At 71.8% G+C, this 18,437-nt stretch carries 21 protein-coding genes; 9 read left to right on the top strand and 12 right to left on the bottom strand.

The annotated features are described in order from the left end of the window. Positions 1-16 precede the first annotated feature (16 nt). Positions 17-1,114, bottom strand: a complete 1,098-nt coding sequence (locus ACE3QY_RS00210) for an oxidoreductase (protein ID WP_374453997.1) — start codon at positions 1,112-1,114, stop codon at positions 17-19. A gap of 98 nt (positions 1,115-1,212) precedes the next feature. Here ACE3QY_RS00210 and ACE3QY_RS00205 point away from each other — a divergent pair, with 98 nt between their 5' ends. Then, a complete protein-coding gene (locus ACE3QY_RS00205) occupies positions 1,213-1,800 on the top strand; it encodes a DUF664 domain-containing protein (RefSeq protein WP_374453996.1) in 588 nt (195 codons plus the stop codon). Then, positions 1,800-2,021: a hypothetical protein gene (locus ACE3QY_RS00200; protein ID WP_374453995.1), complete on the top strand. Its 222-nt coding sequence runs from the start codon at positions 1,800-1,802 to the stop codon at positions 2,019-2,021. Before ACE3QY_RS00205 ends, ACE3QY_RS00200 begins: the two co-directional genes overlap by 1 nt. A gap of 19 nt (positions 2,022-2,040) precedes the next feature. Here the strand turns inward: ACE3QY_RS00200 and ACE3QY_RS00195 are convergent, their stop codons facing one another. Then, positions 2,041-2,250, bottom strand: coding sequence for a hypothetical protein (locus tag ACE3QY_RS00195; RefSeq protein WP_374453994.1), 210 nt, complete (start codon positions 2,248-2,250; stop codon positions 2,041-2,043). A gap of 103 nt (positions 2,251-2,353) precedes the next feature. Further along, the gene (locus ACE3QY_RS00190; protein WP_374453993.1) at positions 2,354-2,989 is read right to left on the bottom strand and encodes a class I SAM-dependent methyltransferase; all 636 of its coding nucleotides are present in this window, start codon (positions 2,987-2,989) and stop codon (positions 2,354-2,356) included. A gap of 16 nt (positions 2,990-3,005) precedes the next feature. Here ACE3QY_RS00190 and ACE3QY_RS00185 point away from each other — a divergent pair, with 16 nt between their 5' ends. Further along, entirely contained in the window at positions 3,006-3,383 is a 378-nt protein-coding gene (locus ACE3QY_RS00185; protein WP_374453992.1) for a DUF1304 domain-containing protein, read from the top strand. A 4-nt stretch (positions 3,384-3,387) separates the two neighbouring features. Here the strand turns inward: ACE3QY_RS00185 and ACE3QY_RS00180 are convergent, their stop codons facing one another. The 5 genes from ACE3QY_RS00180 to ACE3QY_RS00160 form a co-directional block, all read right to left on the bottom strand. Further along, complete coding sequence (locus ACE3QY_RS00180) at positions 3,388-5,073, bottom strand: FAD-dependent oxidoreductase (protein WP_374453991.1); 1,686 nt, start codon at positions 5,071-5,073, stop codon at positions 3,388-3,390. A gap of 111 nt (positions 5,074-5,184) precedes the next feature. Continuing rightward, positions 5,185-7,023, bottom strand: a complete 1,839-nt coding sequence (locus tag ACE3QY_RS00175; protein ID WP_374453990.1) for a Na+/H+ antiporter — start codon at positions 7,021-7,023, stop codon at positions 5,185-5,187. 48 nt (positions 7,024-7,071) lie between these two features. Beyond that, on the bottom strand, positions 7,072-7,635 hold the full coding sequence (locus tag ACE3QY_RS00170; RefSeq protein WP_374453989.1) for a dihydrofolate reductase family protein: 564 nt from the start codon (positions 7,633-7,635) through the stop codon (positions 7,072-7,074). A 30-nt stretch (positions 7,636-7,665) separates the two neighbouring features. Further along, the gene (locus ACE3QY_RS00165) at positions 7,666-8,154 is read right to left on the bottom strand and encodes an SRPBCC domain-containing protein (protein ID WP_374453988.1); all 489 of its coding nucleotides are present in this window, start codon (positions 8,152-8,154) and stop codon (positions 7,666-7,668) included. Positions 8,155-8,157: 3 nt separating this feature from the next. Next, the gene (locus tag ACE3QY_RS00160; RefSeq protein WP_374453987.1) at positions 8,158-8,520 is read right to left on the bottom strand and encodes an ArsR/SmtB family transcription factor; all 363 of its coding nucleotides are present in this window, start codon (positions 8,518-8,520) and stop codon (positions 8,158-8,160) included. Between the two features lie 173 nt (positions 8,521-8,693). Between ACE3QY_RS00160 and ACE3QY_RS00155 the strand changes: the two genes are divergently transcribed. Further along, positions 8,694-9,680: a serine/threonine-protein kinase gene (locus ACE3QY_RS00155; protein WP_374453986.1), complete on the top strand. Its 987-nt coding sequence runs from the start codon at positions 8,694-8,696 to the stop codon at positions 9,678-9,680. A 7-nt stretch (positions 9,681-9,687) separates the two neighbouring features. On the opposite strand, the gene ACE3QY_RS00150 is transcribed toward ACE3QY_RS00155, so the two are convergent. After that, complete coding sequence (locus ACE3QY_RS00150) at positions 9,688-10,371, bottom strand: alpha/beta fold hydrolase (RefSeq protein ID WP_374453985.1); 684 nt, start codon at positions 10,369-10,371, stop codon at positions 9,688-9,690. A gap of 121 nt (positions 10,372-10,492) precedes the next feature. On the opposite strand from ACE3QY_RS00150, the gene ACE3QY_RS00145 reads away from it, so the two are divergent. Further along, positions 10,493-11,446: a helix-turn-helix transcriptional regulator gene (locus tag ACE3QY_RS00145; protein ID WP_374453984.1), complete on the top strand. Its 954-nt coding sequence runs from the start codon at positions 10,493-10,495 to the stop codon at positions 11,444-11,446. 50 nt (positions 11,447-11,496) lie between these two features. Here ACE3QY_RS00145 and ACE3QY_RS00140 read toward each other — a convergent pair whose 3' ends face one another. Continuing rightward, complete coding sequence (locus ACE3QY_RS00140) at positions 11,497-12,129, bottom strand: hypothetical protein (protein WP_374453983.1); 633 nt, start codon at positions 12,127-12,129, stop codon at positions 11,497-11,499. A gap of 49 nt (positions 12,130-12,178) precedes the next feature. On the opposite strand from ACE3QY_RS00140, the gene ACE3QY_RS00135 reads away from it, so the two are divergent. Next, entirely contained in the window at positions 12,179-12,352 is a 174-nt protein-coding gene (locus tag ACE3QY_RS00135) for a hypothetical protein (protein ID WP_374453982.1), read from the top strand. A gap of 9 nt (positions 12,353-12,361) precedes the next feature. Here ACE3QY_RS00135 and ACE3QY_RS00130 read toward each other — a convergent pair whose 3' ends face one another. Both ACE3QY_RS00130 and ACE3QY_RS00125 read right to left on the bottom strand, forming a co-directional pair. After that, the gene (locus ACE3QY_RS00130) at positions 12,362-12,778 is read right to left on the bottom strand and encodes a DUF1801 domain-containing protein (protein WP_374453981.1); all 417 of its coding nucleotides are present in this window, start codon (positions 12,776-12,778) and stop codon (positions 12,362-12,364) included. A 46-nt stretch (positions 12,779-12,824) separates the two neighbouring features. Then, positions 12,825-13,427, bottom strand: a complete 603-nt coding sequence (locus ACE3QY_RS00125) for a LysE/ArgO family amino acid transporter (RefSeq protein ID WP_374453980.1) — start codon at positions 13,425-13,427, stop codon at positions 12,825-12,827. Between the two features lie 113 nt (positions 13,428-13,540). Between ACE3QY_RS00125 and ACE3QY_RS00120 the strand changes: the two genes are divergently transcribed. The 3 genes from ACE3QY_RS00120 to ACE3QY_RS00110 all read left to right on the top strand — a co-directional run bounded on the left by ACE3QY_RS00120 (position 13,541) and on the right by ACE3QY_RS00110 (position 18,428). Then, entirely contained in the window at positions 13,541-14,317 is a 777-nt protein-coding gene (locus ACE3QY_RS00120; protein WP_374453979.1) for an ABC transporter ATP-binding protein, read from the top strand. Between the two features lie 4 nt (positions 14,318-14,321). After that, on the top strand, positions 14,322-16,886 hold the full coding sequence (locus ACE3QY_RS00115; protein ID WP_374453978.1) for an ABC transporter permease: 2,565 nt from the start codon (positions 14,322-14,324) through the stop codon (positions 16,884-16,886). A 75-nt stretch (positions 16,887-16,961) separates the two neighbouring features. Continuing rightward, complete coding sequence (locus ACE3QY_RS00110; protein WP_374453977.1) at positions 16,962-18,428, top strand: peptide MFS transporter; 1,467 nt, start codon at positions 16,962-16,964, stop codon at positions 18,426-18,428. Positions 18,429-18,437: the final 9 nt, after the last annotated feature.

Below are 18,437 nucleotides of genomic sequence, written 5' to 3'. Positions count from 1 at the left end.
CGGGGTCGGTCCGCGGTCAGTTGTGGCCGACGCGGCCCTCGCTGCCGGCGGCCCAGCAGGTCTTCCCGACGCAGTCGACGACGTGGTAGCCCTTGTCGCTGACCCGCTGCCAGGTCGCGCCGCCGTCGCGGGTGACGCTGGACCCGGCCGAGCCGTCGTAGTCGCCCGTCGCGAGGGCGTACCGCCAGCCGCGGAGCACCGTCACGTCCTCGCCGATGTGGGTCAGGTCGCCGCCGAGGGTCCACGTCCGGCCGTTGCGGGTGTACGCCGTCGTGTCGGCGGTGTCCTCGGCGTCGGCGAAGTCGCCGCCCACGACGATGCCGCGGTGCGGCGTCGCGAAGGCACCGGCGAAGCCGCCGGCTGCCTCGCCGGCCGGGATGCCGGACTCGACGGCCGTCCAGGTCAGGCCGCGGTCGACGGACTTGAGCACGCGCGACTTGGCCCCGCCGGTGATGAGGAAGGCCGCGCGGCCCGCGGTCACCAGGCAGTCACCGCTGGCGGCGAAGCCGAACTCCTTGTCGGAGGCCGGCATGCCCTTGGACGGCAGCACCTCCCAGGTCCGCCCCCGATCCTCGGTGGAGAGGATGCGCAGCTTGCCGTCGACCGGGTCGCTGACGGCCAGGCCGCGGCGGCCGTTGCCGTAGAAGGCCATGCAGTCGTAGAACGCGTCCTCGTCGTCGTTGCGGAAGGACTCCGTCCACGAGGCGCCGCCGTCGGTGGAGCGGTAGATCCGCGACGCGTCGCCGGGGCCGATCGCCAGGACGTGCGCGACCTTGCCGTGCACCTCGACGTCGCGGAACGACAGGCCCGCTGTGTCGTCCGGGCTCACGTCCGTCCACGTCTCGCCGCGGTCGGTGGTGCGGAAGACCCGCGCGGGCCCGCCGTCGGTGAGGCTCTCGCCGGTGACCCAGGCTTCGTTGCGGCTGACCGCCTCGAGGCCTCGGAAGTTCTGGTCGGCGTCGAGCACCTTCTCGGTCCACCCGTCCTTGAACGGGTTGGGTCCCTTGGGCTTGGCGCCGGCGTGGCCGGGTGCGGCCGTGGTGCTGGCGGGGAGGGTGAGGGCCAGTGCGGTCAGCACTGCCACGGGGATGAGGGTCGCTCCGAGTCGTCGCATCCGGCCACCCTGCTCCGCACCCACTGCCTTGTCCAGACTCGACACCGGGACGCGCATGCGGTAGCCGAACGTCCGGAACCGGCGCTAGCGTCGCCCGCATGAGCACCGACGAGACGACCGGCCGGGCCGACGTGTGGGTCCCGCCGTGGTGGGAGCCGCCGCTGGCCGGCACCGAGGTCGAGCACCTGCTGGGCGCGCTGGGCCGGCTGCGGGCGACGTTCCGCTGGAAGGCGGGCGGGCTCGACGAGGCCGGCCTGCGGCACCGGCTCTCGCCGTCGACCCTGTCGCTCGGCGGACTGCTGCTCCACCTCGCCGCGGCCGAGGACTATTACCTCCTCACCAAGCTGCGCGGGATCGAGCTGGAGGAGCCGTGGGCCTCGATGGGCTCCGACGGCAGCAACGACTGGGAGTTCACCCACGCCGACACGATGTCCGCCGCCGACCTGTACGCCGCGTACGACGAGGCGGTCGAGCGCGCCGACGAGCGGATCGAGGCCGCGATCGCGGAGGGAGGTCTCGACCTGGTGGCTCATGTCGACGACGGCAACGGCAACCACCCGCGGCTGCGCCGGCTGCTCTTCGACATGCTCGAGGAGTACGGCCGCCACACCGGCCACGCCGACCTGCTCCGCGAGGCCGTCGACGGGCTCGTCGGTGAGGACCCGCCGGACGGGTGGGCTCCCTGATGCCTGGACCGGAGGGATTCGACTACGAGGTCCGCGGCGCGGAGGTGCTGATCACGCACCGCGGCCGACGCGCGACCGTGCTGCGGGGCAGCGCGGCCGCCCGCTTCCTCGACGACGTCGAGCGCGAGGACGACCAGGAGCTGATGGCGCGCGTCACGGGCAACTACCGCCGCGGCAACGAGCGCACCGCGAAGCAGCACCCGCGCAACGCGGGCCGCTGACGACGGACCGGAGCGGGCCCTACTCGGACGGCTCCGGGGTGTCGACGTCCTCGCACTCCACCTTCGGGTTCACCCCGGTGTAGTTGAGCGGTCCGGCGACGACGTTGAGGGCGATGTCGGCCGCCTCGGAGCAGTTGGTGTCCGTGTCGTCGAAGTAGCCGCGCTGGAAGGCGGCGAAGGCGCCGATGACCAGCCAGATCACCACCAGGATGCCGATCAGTCGTCCCATGGGTCCTCCTCGTGTCGTCCGGCCTCGTGGGCCGGTCGACCGAGCATGCGCCGCGCCGGACGGGTCTGCCACCCTCCCAGGGGTAGGGCGGCCGGGCGGACCGTCAGGCGCTGACCTTGCGCCAGGCCCGCAGGACCAGGTCGGTGTGGTGGTGGGCGCCCGGGCCCTCCGGTGCCGTACGACCCTGCTCCCCGGCCACCTCGATCGTCCAGTCGGTCGGCGACAGCGAGGCGAGCACGTCCTCGTGCCGGACGTAGTCGTCGGGGTCGAAGCCGTGCTCGCGCGCCCGCTCGCGGTCCACGTGCGCGTGGTGCACCACCAGCAGCGTGCCGCCCTCCGCGACGGCGTCGAGCAGCACGTCGATCACCGCCCCGTCCGCACGGAGGAGTGCCGGGTAGAACACCGACACCAGGTCGTACGCAGCGTCCTCGGCGAGGTCCTCGAGCCCTTGGTGCAGCCAGCGGACCTCGACCCCGGCCTCCTCGGCGGCCGCCCGGGCGCGGGCGAGCGCCTTGCCGGAGACGTCGAGCCCCTCGACGGTCCAGCCGCGTCGCGCCAGCCAGACGGCGTCGGCGCCCTCGCCGCAGCCCACGTCGAGCGCCGTGCCGGGAGCCAGGCCCGCGACCTCGCGGACCAGTGCCTCGTTGGGGTGGCCGCTCCACATGGCGGCGTCGCCGTAGCGGTCGTCCCACGCCTCCGGGCTGTGGTGGGTGTGGTGCTGGTCGCTGATGGCCCTCAACTCCTAGGGTGCGTCCATGACGATCATCGCTGTGGTCCTCGCGGTCGCGGCCGCGCTGCTGCACGTCTACATCTTCGTCCTCGAGTCGTTCCGGTGGAACGAGCCGTCGACCCGCAGGACCTTCGGCGTCTCGGAGGCCGACGCGGCGGTGCTGGCCCCGATGGCGTACAACCAGGGCTTCTACAACCTCTTCCTCGCGATCGTCACGCTCGTCGGAGTCGCGCTGCTGGGCAGCGAGAACGTCGCCGGCACCGCCCTCGCCCTCGCCGGCACGGGCTCGATGCTCGCGGCCGCGGTCGTGCTGGTCACGCACGACCGGTCGATGGTGCGCGCCGCGGCCACCCAGGGCACGGTCCCGCTCCTCGCGGTCGTCTTCCTGCTGCTCCAGCTCTGAGCGGTCAGGCCGTCGGCGCGACGGCCTTCTGGCCCTCCACCCAGGAGTGCACCAGCGAGACCACGGAGGCTCCCTCTCCGGTGGCCGAGGCGACCCGCTTCATCGATCCCGCCCGGATGTCGCCACCGGCGAAGATGCCCGGCAGCGAGGTGGCGAGGTCCTCGGGCGGGACCTCCTCGCGCCACAGCTCGCGCGGGATGTCGCGACCGGTGAGCACGAAGCCGCGCTCGTCGCGCAGCACCTCGTCGGGCAGCCACGAGCACTCGGGGGCCGCTCCGATGAGCAGGAAGAGCCCGCGCGCCTCGACCCGCTCGCGCTCGCCCGAGTCGACGTCCTCCAGGTCGAGCCACGCCAGGTGGCGTACGTCGTCGGGCCCGCCGTCGACGACGCGCGTCGACCCGCGCACGGTGATGCGTGGGTTCCACTCGATCTCGTTGATGAGGTACGACGACATGGTGGCGGTGAGGTCGGGACGCCGGACCGCGATCGTCACCCGGCTGGCGAAGCGGGCCGCGTGGATGGCGGCCTGCCCGGCGGAGTTGCCCCCGCCGACGATGACGATGTGGTCGCCGGCGAGCTCGCGTGCCGCGGCCATGGCCGCCCCGTAGTAGACGCCGTTGCCGACGAGGTCCTCCAACGACTCCACCCCGAGCCGGCGGTAGTTGACGCCCGTGGCGACGAGGACCGCCCGCGTGTGGACGTCGCCGCCCTCGGTGTGGACGATGTGGTGCCCGCCGTCGTGGCAGGGGGAGATGCCGGTCGCGGGCCAGCCGGTGAAGAAGCGCGTGCCGAACCGGAGCGCCTGCCCGCGGGCGCGCTGCGCGAGGCGCATCCCGGAGATCCCTCGCGGGAAGCCCAGGTAGTTGCGGATCATCGAGCTCGTGCCGGCCTGCCCGCCGATGGCCTCGGCCTCGAGGCACACGGTCGCGAGGCCCTCGCTCGAGGCGTACACGCTCGCCGCGAGCCCGGCCGGTCCGGCGCCGACGACGACCAGGTCGACCACCTCGTCGACGTCGATCTCGTCGGGTCGGCCGTAGAGCTGGTTGGCCAGGGCGCGGACGCTCGGGCAGTGGCCGCACCAGCCGGCGAGCGAGCTGACGACCGGCCACCGGCCCTCGTCCTCGGGGCACTGGGCCATCACCTCGCGGCCCACCTCGCTGTCGGGGTGGTGCACGCCGGCCGGCATCCCGACCCGGGCGAGGTAGTCGAGCAGCTCGCGGGTCAGCACGTCCTTCTCGGGCGTGATGATCCGGACGTTCTCCACCACCGGGGTCGCGACGGTGGCGTTCCACTCGTTGAGCATCTCGCCGACCGCGCCGTGGAACTCCTCGTCGCGCGGACCCTGCGGCATCAGCAGCAGCGCGTCGACCTTTCCGGCGGCGACCGCGTGCCGGAAGTCGGCGTTGTCGACGCGGAAGCGGCTGATGTGCGAGACCAGCAGGCGGCGGGCGGTCGGGACGACCTTCCGTGTGCCGCCGATCAGGGCGTAGAGCTTGTCCTGGTCGTGATCGGTGTCGACGACGAACAGCGCGACCGGGTGGCCCGAGGCGAGCAGCTCCTTGGCCGAGGCCTTGGCGGCGGGCTCGTCACCCACCAGCCGGACGTCGTACTCCTGCTCGTAGCGGGCGAAGGCGTCGCCCAGCTCCTCCCCGTGGTGCGCAGAGGCGATGACGATCGCGGGCTTTCCCATGTCCGTGGAGCCTAGTGCGGTCCCCCGCGGGGTAGTTAGGGACGTTTCGGTAGGCCGAAGCCCGGGTTCACCTACCAGAACGTCCCTAACTACCCCAGGAACGCGAGCCCGCTACCCGGTGAGGTTGTGGACGTAGCACCAGCGCCAGGACTCGTCCGGCTCGGCGGACTCGACGACGGGGTGGAGGGTCTCGTGGAAGTGCGCGGTGGCGTGCTTGCCGATCGAGGAGTCGCAGCAGCCGATGTGGCCGCACTCCAGGCACTGCCGCAGCGACACCCACCGGATGCCGTCGGCCAGGCACGTCGCGCAGCCCTCGCCACGCTCGGTGTCGACGGCGGGGTGGGACTCGAGGTCCTCGCACTGGCGCCCGGCCGTGAAGACGAGCGTGCTGGTGCGCACGCTCTCGCGGGCGTCGCTGCCGGCGTCGAGCATCGACTCCTCGATGTCGAGCATGCCGAGCACCTGGCTCACCACCTCCGACGGGAGCTTGCCCTTGCTCCGCACCAGCAGCACCTTGGCACGCTCGGCCTCGATCATCTCCCCGCGGATCCGGGCGTAGAGCTCCGACGGCGTCTCCTGGCCGGGTGCCGTGGCGAGCTGCTCCCACGCCGCGAACGTGCGCTGCTCGAGGCGGGCCCGGATCTGCTCGGACACCCCGTGCTGGTCGTCGTACTCCAGCTCGGCGAGCTTGGCGAACCCGGCGTCGGAGGCCTGCTGGAGCAACGCGGCGCGGGACAGGGCGTCCTCGGCCGGGTCGGGAGGGGGTACGTCGAGCAGGCGGGTGACCAGCGGCAGCGACAGGCCTTGGAGGAACAGCGTGCCGGCCACCACGGTGAAGGCGACCAGCAGCAGCACCTCGCGGTGGGGCGCGTCCTCGGGGATGACGAACGCCGCGGCCAGGGTGACCACGCCGCGCATCCCCGCCCAGCCGATGAGGAAGGTCCAGGTGGGCGGGATCGGGTTGGAGCGGCGGAAGATCCAGGTGACGTACATGTAGACCAGCCGCACGACGATGACCGTGGCGAGGGTCGCCCCGCAGACCAGTGCGATCCGGCCGACGGAGAGGGTGGACTCCCGCACGTCCTCGAGGATCCAGTCGAGCTGGAGGCCGATCAGCAGGAAGACGGTGTTCTCCAGGACGAAGGCGACCGTGCGCCAGGTGATCCGCTCGGTGATGCGCGACTGGGCGGTCTGGATGATCGGCGCCTTGTGGCCCAGCAGCAGGCCGGCCACCACGACCGAGATGACGCCGGAGGCGTGGATCTCCTCGGCGGCGACGAAGGCGGCGAACGGGGTGAGGAACGAGATCGCGGTGTCCATCAGCGGGTCGCTGATCCGCTTGCGCAGCCACGCCACCAGCAGGAAGGCCCCGATGCCGATCAGCACGCCGCCGCCGGCCGCGCGCACGAAGTCGATCCCGACCTCGCCCATCGCGACGCCCCCGGACAGGGCGGCGACCGCGGTGCGGAGGGTGACGAGCGCGGTGGCGTCGTTGAGCAGCGACTCGCCCTCGAGGATCGTCACCACGCGGCGGGGGAGTCCGATCCGCCGCGCGACCGCCGTGGCGGCGACGGCGTCGGGCGGGGCGACGACCGCGCCGATCGCGATCGCGGCCGCCCAGCCGATGCCGGGCACCAGCCACTCGACGACCGCGGCGACCGCGAGGGCGGACACGACGACCAGGAGCACCGAGAGCCGCAGGATCGTGCCGCGGTTGGCGTTGAAGTCGACCAGCGAGGTCTGGATCGCGGCGGCGTAGAGGAGGGGTGGCAGCAGGCCGAGCAGCACGACCTCGGACTCGAGGTGGATGGTCGGCACACCGGGGACGTACGACGCCGCCGCGCCGACGAGGATCAGCAGCAGCGGCGCCGGGACGTGCAGGCGGTCGCTCACGGCGGTCGCGGCCAGCACGACGGCCGCCATCGAGACGAGGAGGAGGGCGAGTTCCACCTCGCGATTGTGGCGGGTCGGGGCGCGATCAGACCATCGCGTTCACGATCAGCGGACGACGTCGTAGCGCTGCAGCGTGATGCCGTTGGCGTACGCCGCGTGCTCGACGAGGGACAGCTTGGTCTTGTCGCCCTCGCCGAAGAGCCGCTTGCCGCTGCCGAGGAGGAGCGGGAAGACGAGCAGCGTGTAGCGGTCGACGAGGCCGGCCCGGGCCAGGCCCTGCGCGAGGGTGGCGCTGCCGTGGACGTGGATCTCACCGCCCTCGGTCTCCCTGAGCGCGGCCACCTCCTCGAGCGAGTGGAGCACCCCGACGGTGCCCTCGCCCCAAGGCGCGGTGTCACCGTCGATGGTCGTGGAGACGACGTACTTCGGCATCGCGTTGTAGGTCGCGAACTCCTCCATCGAGGGCCACACCGGGGCGAACTCGTCGTAGGACCGCCGTCCGAACATGAGCGCGCTGGCCTCGCCCATCTCGCGGCCCTTGATCTCGTAGGCCGCCTCCTCGAAGTCGACGTCCTTGAAGGTCCAGCCGGCGTGGGGATGGTCGCCGCCGCCGGGCGCCTCCATGACGCCGTCGAGGGACAGGAAGGTGGTGATGACGATGGGTCGCACGGGTGCAGCCTCTCTGGTGGAGTGGTGGGGTCAGGCGGCGAGCAGGTCGTCGATCTGGTTCATCGCCAGGGTGGCGCCCTCGACCATCCCCATCGCCAGGACCTGCTCGAGCGCCTCGGTCGTGGCGTACGTCGCGACGAAGGTGGCGCGGGTGCCACCGTCGACCTCGGCGAAGCCGTAGGAGTTGACCGACTCCGGGAGCGAGGTGTTGGGGGCGAACGACTCGTCGACGGCGAAGCCGTCCCTGAAGTCGAACCCGGTCGGCGCCGAGACGTCCGTGACGGTCCAGTAGCCGTAGTACTTCTCGCCCTCCGGGCTGGTCATGTAGTAGTTCATCCGGCCGCCGGGGCGCAGGTCGTGGTCGACGAAGGTGGCGGGGTAGGTGGGCGGTCCCCACACGCGCTCGAGCTGGCGGGGGTCGTCGTAGACCGCCCAGACGCGGTCGAGCGGCGCGGCGAAGTCGGCGGTGATGGTGAGGGTGCGGGAGTCGAGGTCGGTGGTGACGTCGGTGACAGGCATGGGTCAGTCCGTTCGGTGAGTGGATGGGTCGGTCGGATGGGCGTCCTGGGCGAAGAGCTCGTCCATGCGGGCGATGCGGCCGCGCCAGAGGGCTTCGAGGTCTGTCAGCATCGCGCCGATCGACCGCACGGCCTCCACCTCGCCGCTGGCCAGCGCCTCGCGGCCCTGCCGACGCTTGGTCAGCAGGCCCGCGCGCTCCAGCACGGCGACGTGCTTCTGCACGGCCGCGAAGCTCATGTCGTAGCTCTTCGCGAGGGACGAGACGGAGTGCTCCCCGGCCAGCACCCGGCGCAGGATGTCGCGGCGTGTGCGGTCGGAGAGCGCGTGGAACCAGGCGTCCGCCCGGTCCTCGTCCGTCTCGCTCATGACATCAACATACAACCAACTGGTTGTACGTTGTCAAGGGTCTCACCTACAGGGGTGTGCAGTCCCCGCGACGCCGCATGTTTACGGTCGTCGGCGGAGTAGCATCGCCCGGTCGGTGCCACTTGCGCCCCGAACTCCCGACAGAAGTGGGGCATCCCCCAGTGCACAGACTCGTGGCAGGACTCCGTCTCGGCGACCGCTACGTGCTCGAGGAGCGGATCGCCTCCGGCGGCATGGCCGACGTGTGGCGCGGTGTCGACGACGTGCTGCAGCGCAACGTCGCGGTGAAGATCATGCGCGCCGACCCCGACAACGAGGAGATCTTCGCCGAGCGCTTCCGGGACGAGGCGCTCCACTCGGCCGCGCTGCTCCACCCGAACATCACCACCCTGTTCGACTACGGCGAGGACGACCACCTCTCCTACCTCGTGATGGAGCTGGTGCAGGGCCTGCCGCTCTCCGCGATCCTCCGCGAGCAGGGGGCGCTCGTGCCCGACACGGTCCGCTCGGTGCTGGGCCAGGCGGCCCTCGCCCTCGGCACCGCGCACGAGGCCGGCGTGGTGCACCGGGACGTGAAGCCCGCCAACATCCTGGTGCGCGAGGACGGGCTGGTGAAGCTCACCGACTTCGGCATCGCGCGTGCGATGGACGCGATCGGGCACACGCGGGTCGGCGAGATGCTCGGCACCCCCAACTACATCAGCCCCGAGCAGGCCGTGGGCCAGCAGGCCACCGGGGCGAGCGACCTCTACGCCCTCGGTGTCGTCGCCCACGAGATGCTCACCGGTCAGCGCCCCTTCGACCGGGGCACGCCGATCGCGACGGCGATGTCGCACGTCAACGAGCCCCCGCCGCCGCTGGGCGAGGACGTGCCGGACGACGTCCGGAGCGTGGTCGAGGCGCTCCTGCAGAAGGACCCCGACGCCCGGCCGGAGAACGCCGCCACGGTGGCGGTGATGCTGGGGGTGGCGCCGGCCGAGCTGTCCGGGCTCGACCTCGAGCCGGCCGCCGGCGTGCCCAGCGGCTACGTCGTCATGCCGGTCACGCCCCTGACGCCGGTCACCCCGGTCAACCAGAAGCTCCCGGCCGCGGCCGGCGCCGGCCCGTCGCCGGCCGACACCCCGACGGTGGCGGCCGGCCCCGAGCAGCTCCTCGACTGAGGTTCCGTCAGCGCCTCGTCGCCTCGTCGAGCAGCGCCGCGAGCGCGGCCGGCTGGGTGTACATCGGCCAGTGGCCCGAGTCGATGTCGACGAGCTCCAGCGCCTTGGCGTCGGCGAGCTCGGGCACGTCGCCCGAGTCGATCCACTCCTGGGCCTGCTGCGGGCTGAACTCCGGGCAGACAAGCGTCAGCGGCACGCCGTGGCGCCGCTCGTCGGTCCAGTGCACGACGCCCTTGGTGACCCCGACCGGCACGGGGTGCGCGCCGGCGGCCACCTCGGCCTTCAGCTCGGCCGACATGTCGTCGGAGTCCGGGCCCTCGAAGGGCTCCCACCCCGGGAAGGGCACGCCCCCGCCGGTCGGCTCGAAGAAGTCGGCGTAGGCGTTGCCCTCCGTCGTCGGGAAGCCGCCGATCAGCACCACGCCGGTGACGTCGTCGGGCCGGCGGTCCGCGGCGACCCACGCCAGCGTGCACGCGGCCGAGTGCCCGACGACGAGCGGGCGACCCTCGGCCGCGTCGACCGCCGCGAGCACCGCACCGGCCTGGTCGTCGTACGTCGCCGAGGTGGTGCCGTCGCCCTGGCCGGGCAGCGTGACCGGGATGCCGCGGTGGCCGAGCTTCTCCAGCTCGGGCAGCACGTCGTCCCAGGCCGACCCGTCGAGCCAGAGTCCCGCGATCAGCACGATGTCCATGAGTTCTCCCGTTGTCTCGGTGGTGGGGGTGCGAGTGCAGCGCCTTGAAGATGCGCTGCTCGACCACCGTAGAGGCAGTTCCGGACGCTCCACGTCCGGAATCGGTGCGACCATCTAGGACATGAGCGAGATCAGCCCGACCGCGCGGGCGCTGCGGGCGCTGGACATGCTGCAGGGCCGCCCGGGGATCACCGCCGCCGAGCTGGCGCAGCGCCTCGGCGTCACCGAGCGGGCCGCCCGTCGCTACGTCGCGATCCTGCGTGAGGCCGACATCCCGGTGGAGTCGACCCGCGGCCCCTACGGCGGCTACACGCTCGGCCGCGGGCTGCGGCTCCCGCCGCTGGTCTTCTCCGCGACCGAGGCGCTCGGCCTGGTGATGGCCGCGCTCGACTCCCAGCACGCGGTCGCCGACCCCGACGACCCGGTCGGCTCGGCGCTCGGCAAGATCCTCCGGGTGCTGCCGACCAACGTCGCGCGGCAAGCCGTCACCATGCGGGAGACCGCGCGGACCGTGCCGGAGCGCTCGTCGGTGAAGCCCGACCCCACCGTCACGAGCGACCTCGTCGCCGCCGTCGCCGCCCAGCGGCAGGTCCGCCTCGGCTACCGCACCGCGGCCGGCAACGCGCGGACCTTCGAGGTCGACCCGTGGTCGGTGGTCGTGCGCTACGGCCGGTGGTACCTGCTGTGCCACTCGCACCACGCCGACGCGCTGCGCACCTTCCGGATCGACCGGATCACCGAGGTGGCGCTGCTCGAGGAGACCTTCGAGCTGCCCACCGACCTCGACCCCGCAGCGGAGCTGGAGGCCAACCTCGGCAAGGGCTGGGAGCACGAGACGCACGTCGTGTTCGACCTGCCGATCGCCGAGGTGCGGCCGTGGATCCGCCCGACGCTCGGCGACCTGCGCGAGCGCCCCGACGGCGGGTGCGAGCTGGTCGGCAGCACCAGCAACCCCCAGGCGTACGCAGGTGAGTGGCTGGCCGGGGTGCCGTTCGCGTTCACGGTGGTGGGCGGGGAGGAGCTGCGCGCGGCCGTCCGCGCGGTCGGTGAGCGGATGCTGCAGTCGCTCGACTGAGTCGAGTGCGCACCCCGCGGCGACCGGTGCCGCGAGGGCACTCGACCCGGTCAGCGGCTGACCGCGACCTCCTTGCCGAGGGTCCAGCCGTCGGAGATCGGGAGGTAGTCGCCGCTCCAGAACTTGCCCGGGTCGTACCAGGTCGCACGCCGGTCGTCGCGCAGGATGCCCATCTCGATGTAGCAGGTGGCCACGATCTCGGCGCAGAACGCCGCCTCCGGGGTCACCCGCACGCCGCGCTTGCGCCGCGGGACGTACGCGTCGCGGCCGCGCAGCCAGCGCGCGCCGAGCTTCGTCAGGCTGGGGAACGAGACCCCGTCGAGGCGGGCGACCGCGCGCAGCATGCCGTCCTCCTCCGTCCGCCCGATCTCCGGGTGCAGCTGGCGCAGCCACGCGTCCTGCCGGTACTCGCCCTGCCAGCGCGCGACCGCCTCGCGCAGGTCGTGCAGCTGCACGCCGCGGTGGTGGCCGCCGGTCCACATGTCCGTCTGCCGCTTGCCGAGCTCGGCGTGGAAGATCAGCGGCGGCAGGTCGTCGACGACGACCGCCATCCCGACGTGGTTGACCGGCGAGTTGGTGACCGCCCGGATCGCCCGGTCCGGGGCGCGCCTGCCGCGGAAGAGCCAGATGTCGCCGCTGCGGGTGAGGTCGACGGCCTCGTCGAGGCTCAGGGCGGGTGCCATGGCGCGAAGTCTGCCGCAGGCCCGGTCGGCGTGGGGCTACGCTCCCCCCATGCGCGCGTGGAAGCTGCTCGGCCTGGCCGGGATCCTGGCCGGTGTCGCCACCGGTGCGGCGGTCGCCCGCGACGAGCGCGTCCGCCGTCACTACGACGCCAGCGAGATCCGCACCCGTCTCCACGCCCGCCACGACGAGGCCGTCGCGCGGGAGGCCGACGACGCCGAGTGAGCAGGAGCCTCACCCCGGCTGGTGGTTCTCCTGCCAGGCCCGCTGCACCATCTCGGTGAGCACGTCGCGGTCCACCGCGTCGAGCTTCTTGACGTACAGGCAGCCCTTGCCGGTGGTGTGCGGGCCGAGGCGCTCGAGCAGGTCGTCGTTGGAGCCGTAGTAGGTCAGGCCGTAGAGCGTGAGGGCCGCCTTGCGGGGGGACAGCCCGACCGCGAACCACTCCCGCTCCTTGCCGTCGGCGGTCGTGTACGGCTGGCGGCCGAACCCGATCATGGAGGGCCCCCAGACGACCGGCTCGGCGGCGGTGACCTCCTGCATCAGGGTGAGAACCTCGCGGGCGTCGTCGCGCCGGGCCTCGGTCACGGCCGCGGCATCGATGACCGCGTCGGCCGAGGCGTCCGTCGGGAGGGTCTTCCGGTCGCTCATGCCGCCATCGTCCCCCGCCACCGCCCGTTCGGGCTACCCCGGCAGGTCAGGCGCCGAGGGCGAGCCGGGCCGCGATGGCGAGCATGACCATGCCGATCGCGACGTCGAGGACCTGCCAGGCACGGGGGTCGGCCAGACGGGGCGCGGCCAGGCGGGCGCCGTACCCGAGGCCGGCGAACCACAGGATGCTCGCCGCGCAGGCACCGAGGGCGAACCACCAGCGTCCGGGGCTGCCGTGGGTGCCGGCGATCGAGCCGAGCAGCAGCACGGTGTCGAGGTAGACGTGGGGGTTGAGCCAGGTGAGGGCGACCGCCTTGGCGACCACGCCGCCGCGGGCCTCGTCGGCGTCGCCCCCGACGGTCAGCACCTCGGGCCGTCGGGCGCGCAGCAGCGAGGCGATGCCGTACGCCGTCAGGAACGCGACGCCGAGCCAGCGCACCACCTCGACCGCCCACTCCGCGCGGTCGACCACCACGCCGATGCCGGCGACGCCGGCCACGATCAGGACCACGTCGGACAGGGCACAGACCGCCACCACGGGACCGACGTGGCTGCGGCGGATGCCCTGACGGAGCACGAAGGCGTTCTGCGCGCCGATCGCCACGATGAGGGAGAGGCCGGTCAGCAGCCCGGCCGCGATGTCTCCCACGCGGGACAATCTAGGGGTCGGGCCGACCCCGAGGAGCCCCTGACAGATGTCAGGGTCACCTGCGGGAGATATCCCATGGCCGCGCTTTCCCACCCTTTGGGAGGATGCTCGGCATGACTGAGAACACCACGGGGGGAGCGGCGCGCGGCGTCGCAGCGAGCGCACGGGACCTGGTCAAGGTCTACGGGTCGGAGGAGGCCGAGGTGAGGGCCCTCGACGGGGTCACCGTCGACCTGATGAAGGGCGAGTTCACCGCCATCATGGGGCCGTCGGGCTCCGGCAAGTCCACGCTGATGCACTGCCTGGCTGCCCTCGACACCCCGACGTCGGGGGACGCGGTCGTCGACGGCACGAGCCTGAGCGGCCTCAAGGACAAGGCGCTCACCACGCTGCGCCGCGAGAAGGTCGGCTTCGTCTTCCAGGCCTTCAACCTGATCCCCACGCTGACGGCCGAGGAGAACATCCTGCTGCCGCTCGACCTGGCCGGCACGAAGGTCGACCACGCGTGGTTCGACGCGGTGATCGAGGCCGTCGGCCTGCGGCCCCGGCTCGGCCACCGTCCCAGCGAGATGTCGGGCGGTCAGCAGCAGCGCGTGGCCTGCGCCCGCGCCCTGGTCGCCAAGCCGTCGATCGTCTTCGCCGACGAGCCGACCGGCAACCTCGACTCCACCAGCTCCGCGGAGGTCCTCGGCTTCCTGCGCCGCAGCGTCGACGAGTTCGGCCAGACCATCGTGATGGTCACGCACGACCCGGTCGCGGCGTCGTACACCGACCGGATCCTCTTCCTCGCCGACGGCAAGATCGTCGACGAGCTGCGCAACCCCGACCGAGACACGATCCTCGAGCGGATGGGCAAGCTGCAGGACCTCGCCGACCGCAAGGCGGGCTGACGCGATGTTCCGCCTGACCTGGCGCAACCTGCTCGCCCGCAAGATCCGGCTGGTGATGAGCGCGCTCGCGATCGTGCTCGGCATCGGCTTCCTCGCCGGCGTGCTCACCTTCAGCAGCGGCCTGTCCAAGACCTTCGACGGCATCATCCAGGGCTCCACGCCCGATGCCCAGGCCCGCCCCGCGGGCACCGACTCGTTCTCGGCGATGGGCGCCGGTGGCACCCAGACCCTGACCCCGGAGGACGTCGACAAGCTCGCCGCCCTGCCCGAGGTCGCGCAGGCCGACGGGTCCGTCGACGGCCTTGGGCTCTACCTCCTCGACACCGACGACAAGCTCGTCGGCACCGGTGGCGCGCCCACGCTCGCCTTCAACTACGCCGACACGCCCAACATCGACGGCGAGGAGACCCTCACCCTCGAGGACGGTCGCTGGCCCGAGGCCGACGACGAGGTCGCGATCAACAGCTCGTCGGTCGAGGCCGGCGGCTACGAGATCGGTGACGAGGTCACCGTGATCCCGCCGACCGTCGCCACGGGCGGTCCGATCACCCAGAAGCTCACGCTGGTGGGCATCGCCGGCTTCAACGGCGGTGGCGGCACAGCGGGCAGCACGCTCGTCATCTTCGACACCCCCGGTGCGCAGAAGATGTTCCTCGACGGTCAGGACGCCTTCACCTCGGTGAGCCTGACCGCGGCCGACGGGGTCTCGCAGAAGGAGCTCGTCGCGGCTGCCGACACGGTGCTGCCGGAGGGCTACGAGGGCGTCACCGGCGACAAGATCGTCAAGGAGTCGCAGACCGCCGTGGGCGAGTTCCTCGGCTTCATCACGATCTTCCTCGGCGTCTTCGCCGCGATCGCCGTCATCGTCGGCGCGTTCATCATCTTCAACACCTTCACGATCCTGGTGGCCCAGCGGGTGCGCGAGCTGGCCCTGCTCCGGGCGCTCGGCGCGAGCCGCAAGCAGGTCCGCCGCTCGGTGCTGGTGGAGGCCGTGCTGATGGCCGTCGTCGGCTCGACGCTCGGCCTGCTCGTCGGCCTCGGCCTGGCGCGCGGCCTGGCCGCGCTGTTCAGCAGCTTTGGCCTGGAGATCAACTCGGAGGTGCTGAACCTGACGCCGACCACCATCCTGGCGGCGTACGCCGTCGGCATCGCGGTGACCGTCGCGGCGGCGTACCTCCCCGCCCGGCGGGCCTCGAAGGTCGCGCCGGTCGAGGCGATGCGCGAGGACGTCTCGATGACCGAGGGCAGCCTGCGGCGCCGCACCCTCATCGGTGCGGTGCTGCTGGTGATCGGTGCGGGCCTGGCGATCGCCGGCGTGGTGGGAGCCCCCGGCAACGACGCCATCTGGATCGGCGCCGGCGCGGTGATCTGGGTGCTGACCGTCGCGGCGATCAGCGCCGTCCTCGGCCGACCCGTCCTGACCGCGTGCCGCGCGCTGTTCAGCAGGCTGTTCGGCACCACCGGCCGGCTCGCGGGCGACAACGCGATCCGCAACCCCCGTCGTACGGGCGTCACCGCCGCCGCGCTGATGATCGGCCTGACCCTGGTGTCGGCGGTCGGCGTGCTGGCCGCGTCGATGAACGCCTCGATGGACAAGCTGGTCGACGAGCAGTTCGAGTCCGACTTCCTCGTGCAGTCGCCGGTCTTCGGGACCTTCCCGGTCGAGCTCGGCACCCAGATGGCGAAGGTCGACGGGGTCTCCGTCGTCTCGCGCCAGCAGGCGGTGATGACCCGGATCGACGAGGACAAGGACCCGACCTACCTCATCGCCACCGACTCCGCCTTCAGCGACGTCTACGCCCTGAAGATGAAGGAGGGCACGGAGGAGCTCGCCGACAAGGGCCAGGCGATCGTCAACGAGTCGTTCGCGAAGGAGAAGGACCTCTCGCTGGGCTCGAGCCTCGACCTGCACTTCCCCGGCGACAAGACGGTGCCGGTCAAGGTGTCGGGCATCTTCGAGGACAGCGCGGTGGCCGGCGAGGTCAACGTCGGCTTCGGCGTCCTCGGCGAGGCGGGCGTGAAGCGCGTCGACAACACCCTCAGCATCAACATCGCCGACGGCGCCGACCCCGACGTGGTCAAGCAGGACCTCGACGACCTCATCGAGGACCTGCCGATCGTCGCGGTGCAGGACAAGCAGGACTTCGCCGAGAGCCTGGCCGCGCAGATCAACCAGCTCCTCTACATGGTCTACGGCCTGCTGGCGCTCTCGATCGTGATCGCGGTCGTCGGCATCGTGAACACGCTCAGCCTCAGCGTCATCGAGCGGACCCGCGAGATCGGCCTGCTGCGGGCCGTGGGCCTGTCCCGACGCAGGCTGCGCCGGATGGTGACGCTGGAGTCGGTGACCATCTCGGTGATGGGCGCCGTCCTCGGCCTGGTGCTCGGCGTGATCATCGGGGTGCTGCTCCAGCGGTCGCTGAAGGAGGACCTCGAGGTGCTGAGCATCCCGATCGCCAGCCTGGTGGTCTTCCTGGTGATCTCGGTCGTGTTCGGCGTGGTCGCTGCGATCATCCCGGCGGTCCGGGCCTCGCGGATGAAGGTGCTCCAGGCCATCGCCACTGAGTAGCCGCGACGTGGCGCGACTCACGGCCCCGCGCCCCCGGGTGGAGACACCCGCGGGGCGCGGTGGCACCGTGGGCGGGTGAGTGAGACACAACAGAAGACGCACGACACGCGGTCGGACACCGGCTTCTTCGGCCAGCCCGGGGTCCTGGCCAACCTGTTCGGCGTGGAGCTGTGGGAGCGGTTCAGCTTCTACGGCATGCAGGGCATCCTGGTCATCTACCTCTACTACTCGGCGGCCGAGGGTGGCCTCGGCATCGACGAGGGTGTGGCGACCGGCATCGTCGGCGCCTACGGCGGTGCGGTCTACCTCTCCACGATCCTTGGCGCCTGGTTCGCCGACCGGCTGATCGGGCCCGAGCGCACCCTCTTCTACGCAGCCGTCTGCGTGATGGCCGGCCACGTCGCCCTGGCCCTGCTGCCCGGCCTCGTCGGGGTCGGCGTCGGCCTGGTGCTGATCGCCCTCGGCTCCGGCGGCGTGAAGGCCAACGCGACCGCCCTCGTCGGCTCGCTCTACGACGAGCACGACAGCCGCCGCGACGCGGGCTTCTCGCTGTTCTACATGGGCATCAACATCGGCGCGCTGATCGGCCCGCTGCTGACCGGCCTGCTCCAGAAGGAGATCGGCTTCCACTGGGGCTTCGGCGCCGCGGCCGTCGGCATGGCGCTCGGCCTCACGCAGTACGCCCTCTTCCGCGGCCGGCTGCCCGAGGAGACCCTCCACGTCGCGAACCCGCTCCCGGACGGCCGCGTCGTCCGCTACGTCGTCGGTGCGGTCGTCATGCTCGCGCTGATCGGCGTACTGGTGTGGGCCGACGTGATCACCGCCGACCGGCTCGCCGACATCGTCATCGGCATCAGCCTGGTGGCGGCCGTCGCGTACTTCGCGGTGATCCTCCTCGACAAGCAGGTCACCGGCGTCGAGCGCAGCCGGATCTTCGCCTTCATCCCGCTCTTCGTCTGCAACGTCGTCTTCTGGTCGCTCTACCAGCAGCAGTTCACCGTCGTCGCGATCTACGCCGACAAGCGGCTCGACCGTGACCTGCTCGGCTGGGAGATGCCGGTCGCCTGGGTCAACAGCATCAACCCGGTCTTCATCATCGTGCTGGCCGGCGTCTTCGCGGCGATGTGGACCAAGCTGGGTGACCGGCAGCCGGTGACCCCGCTCAAGTTCGGCGCCGGCACCGCGCTGATGGGTGTGGCGTTCTTCTGCTTCCTGCCGATGCCGGGCGGCGAGAACACCGCGCCCCTGCTGGGCATCGTCGGCATCCTGCTCGTCTTCACGCTCGCCGAGCTGCTGATCTCGCCGGTGGGCCTGAGCGCGGCGACCAAGCTGGCTCCGAAGAAGTTCGCGACTCAGATGGTCGCGCTCTACTTCCTCTCGATCGCCCTCGGCACCGCGCTGGCGGGCACGCTGGCCGGCTACTACGACGAGGCCGCCGAGGCGCCGTTCTTCATCTGGGTCGGCCTCGCCGCCGTGGTCACCGGTGTCGTGGTGATGCTGGCCTCCAAGCCGATCCACAAGCTGATGGCCGGCGTGGACTGAGCGCTGCCA

Source organism: Nocardioides sp. (assembly GCF_041913365.1).
Taxonomy (GTDB): Bacteria; Actinomycetota; Actinomycetes; order Propionibacteriales; family Nocardioidaceae; genus Nocardioides.
The sequence above is the reverse complement of the archived record's forward strand: the minus strand, read 5'-3'. Positions and strand labels throughout refer to the sequence as shown.

Bases quoted from the DNA above. Each gene is read 5' to 3' on its own strand.
- ACE3QY_RS00200 (WP_374453995.1), top strand. From the start codon at position 1,800: ATGCCTGGACCGGAGGGATTCGACTACGAGGTCCGCGGCGCGGAGGTG.
- ACE3QY_RS00165 (WP_374453988.1), bottom strand. From the start codon at position 8,154: ATGCCTGTCACCGACGTCACCACCGACCTCGACTCCCGCACCCTCACC.
- ACE3QY_RS00140 (WP_374453983.1), bottom strand. From the start codon at position 12,129: ATGGCACCCGCCCTGAGCCTCGACGAGGCCGTCGACCTCACCCGCAGC.
- ACE3QY_RS00180 (WP_374453991.1), bottom strand. From the start codon at position 5,073: ATGGGAAAGCCCGCGATCGTCATCGCCTCTGCGCACCACGGGGAGGAG.
- ACE3QY_RS00160 (WP_374453987.1), bottom strand. From the start codon at position 8,520: ATGAGCGAGACGGACGAGGACCGGGCGGACGCCTGGTTCCACGCGCTC.
- ACE3QY_RS00120 (WP_374453979.1), top strand. From the start codon at position 13,541: ATGACTGAGAACACCACGGGGGGAGCGGCGCGCGGCGTCGCAGCGAGC.
- ACE3QY_RS00185 (WP_374453992.1), top strand. From the start codon at position 3,006: ATGACGATCATCGCTGTGGTCCTCGCGGTCGCGGCCGCGCTGCTGCAC.
- ACE3QY_RS00145 (WP_374453984.1), top strand. From the start codon at position 10,493: ATGAGCGAGATCAGCCCGACCGCGCGGGCGCTGCGGGCGCTGGACATG.
- ACE3QY_RS00115 (WP_374453978.1), top strand. From the start codon at position 14,322: ATGTTCCGCCTGACCTGGCGCAACCTGCTCGCCCGCAAGATCCGGCTG.
- ACE3QY_RS00205 (WP_374453996.1), top strand. From the start codon at position 1,213: ATGAGCACCGACGAGACGACCGGCCGGGCCGACGTGTGGGTCCCGCCG.
- ACE3QY_RS00150 (WP_374453985.1), bottom strand. From the start codon at position 10,371: ATGGACATCGTGCTGATCGCGGGACTCTGGCTCGACGGGTCGGCCTGG.
- ACE3QY_RS00135 (WP_374453982.1), top strand. From the start codon at position 12,179: ATGCGCGCGTGGAAGCTGCTCGGCCTGGCCGGGATCCTGGCCGGTGTC.
- ACE3QY_RS00210 (WP_374453997.1), bottom strand. From the start codon at position 1,114: ATGCGACGACTCGGAGCGACCCTCATCCCCGTGGCAGTGCTGACCGCA.
- ACE3QY_RS00195 (WP_374453994.1), bottom strand. From the start codon at position 2,250: ATGGGACGACTGATCGGCATCCTGGTGGTGATCTGGCTGGTCATCGGC.
- ACE3QY_RS00130 (WP_374453981.1), bottom strand. From the start codon at position 12,778: ATGAGCGACCGGAAGACCCTCCCGACGGACGCCTCGGCCGACGCGGTC.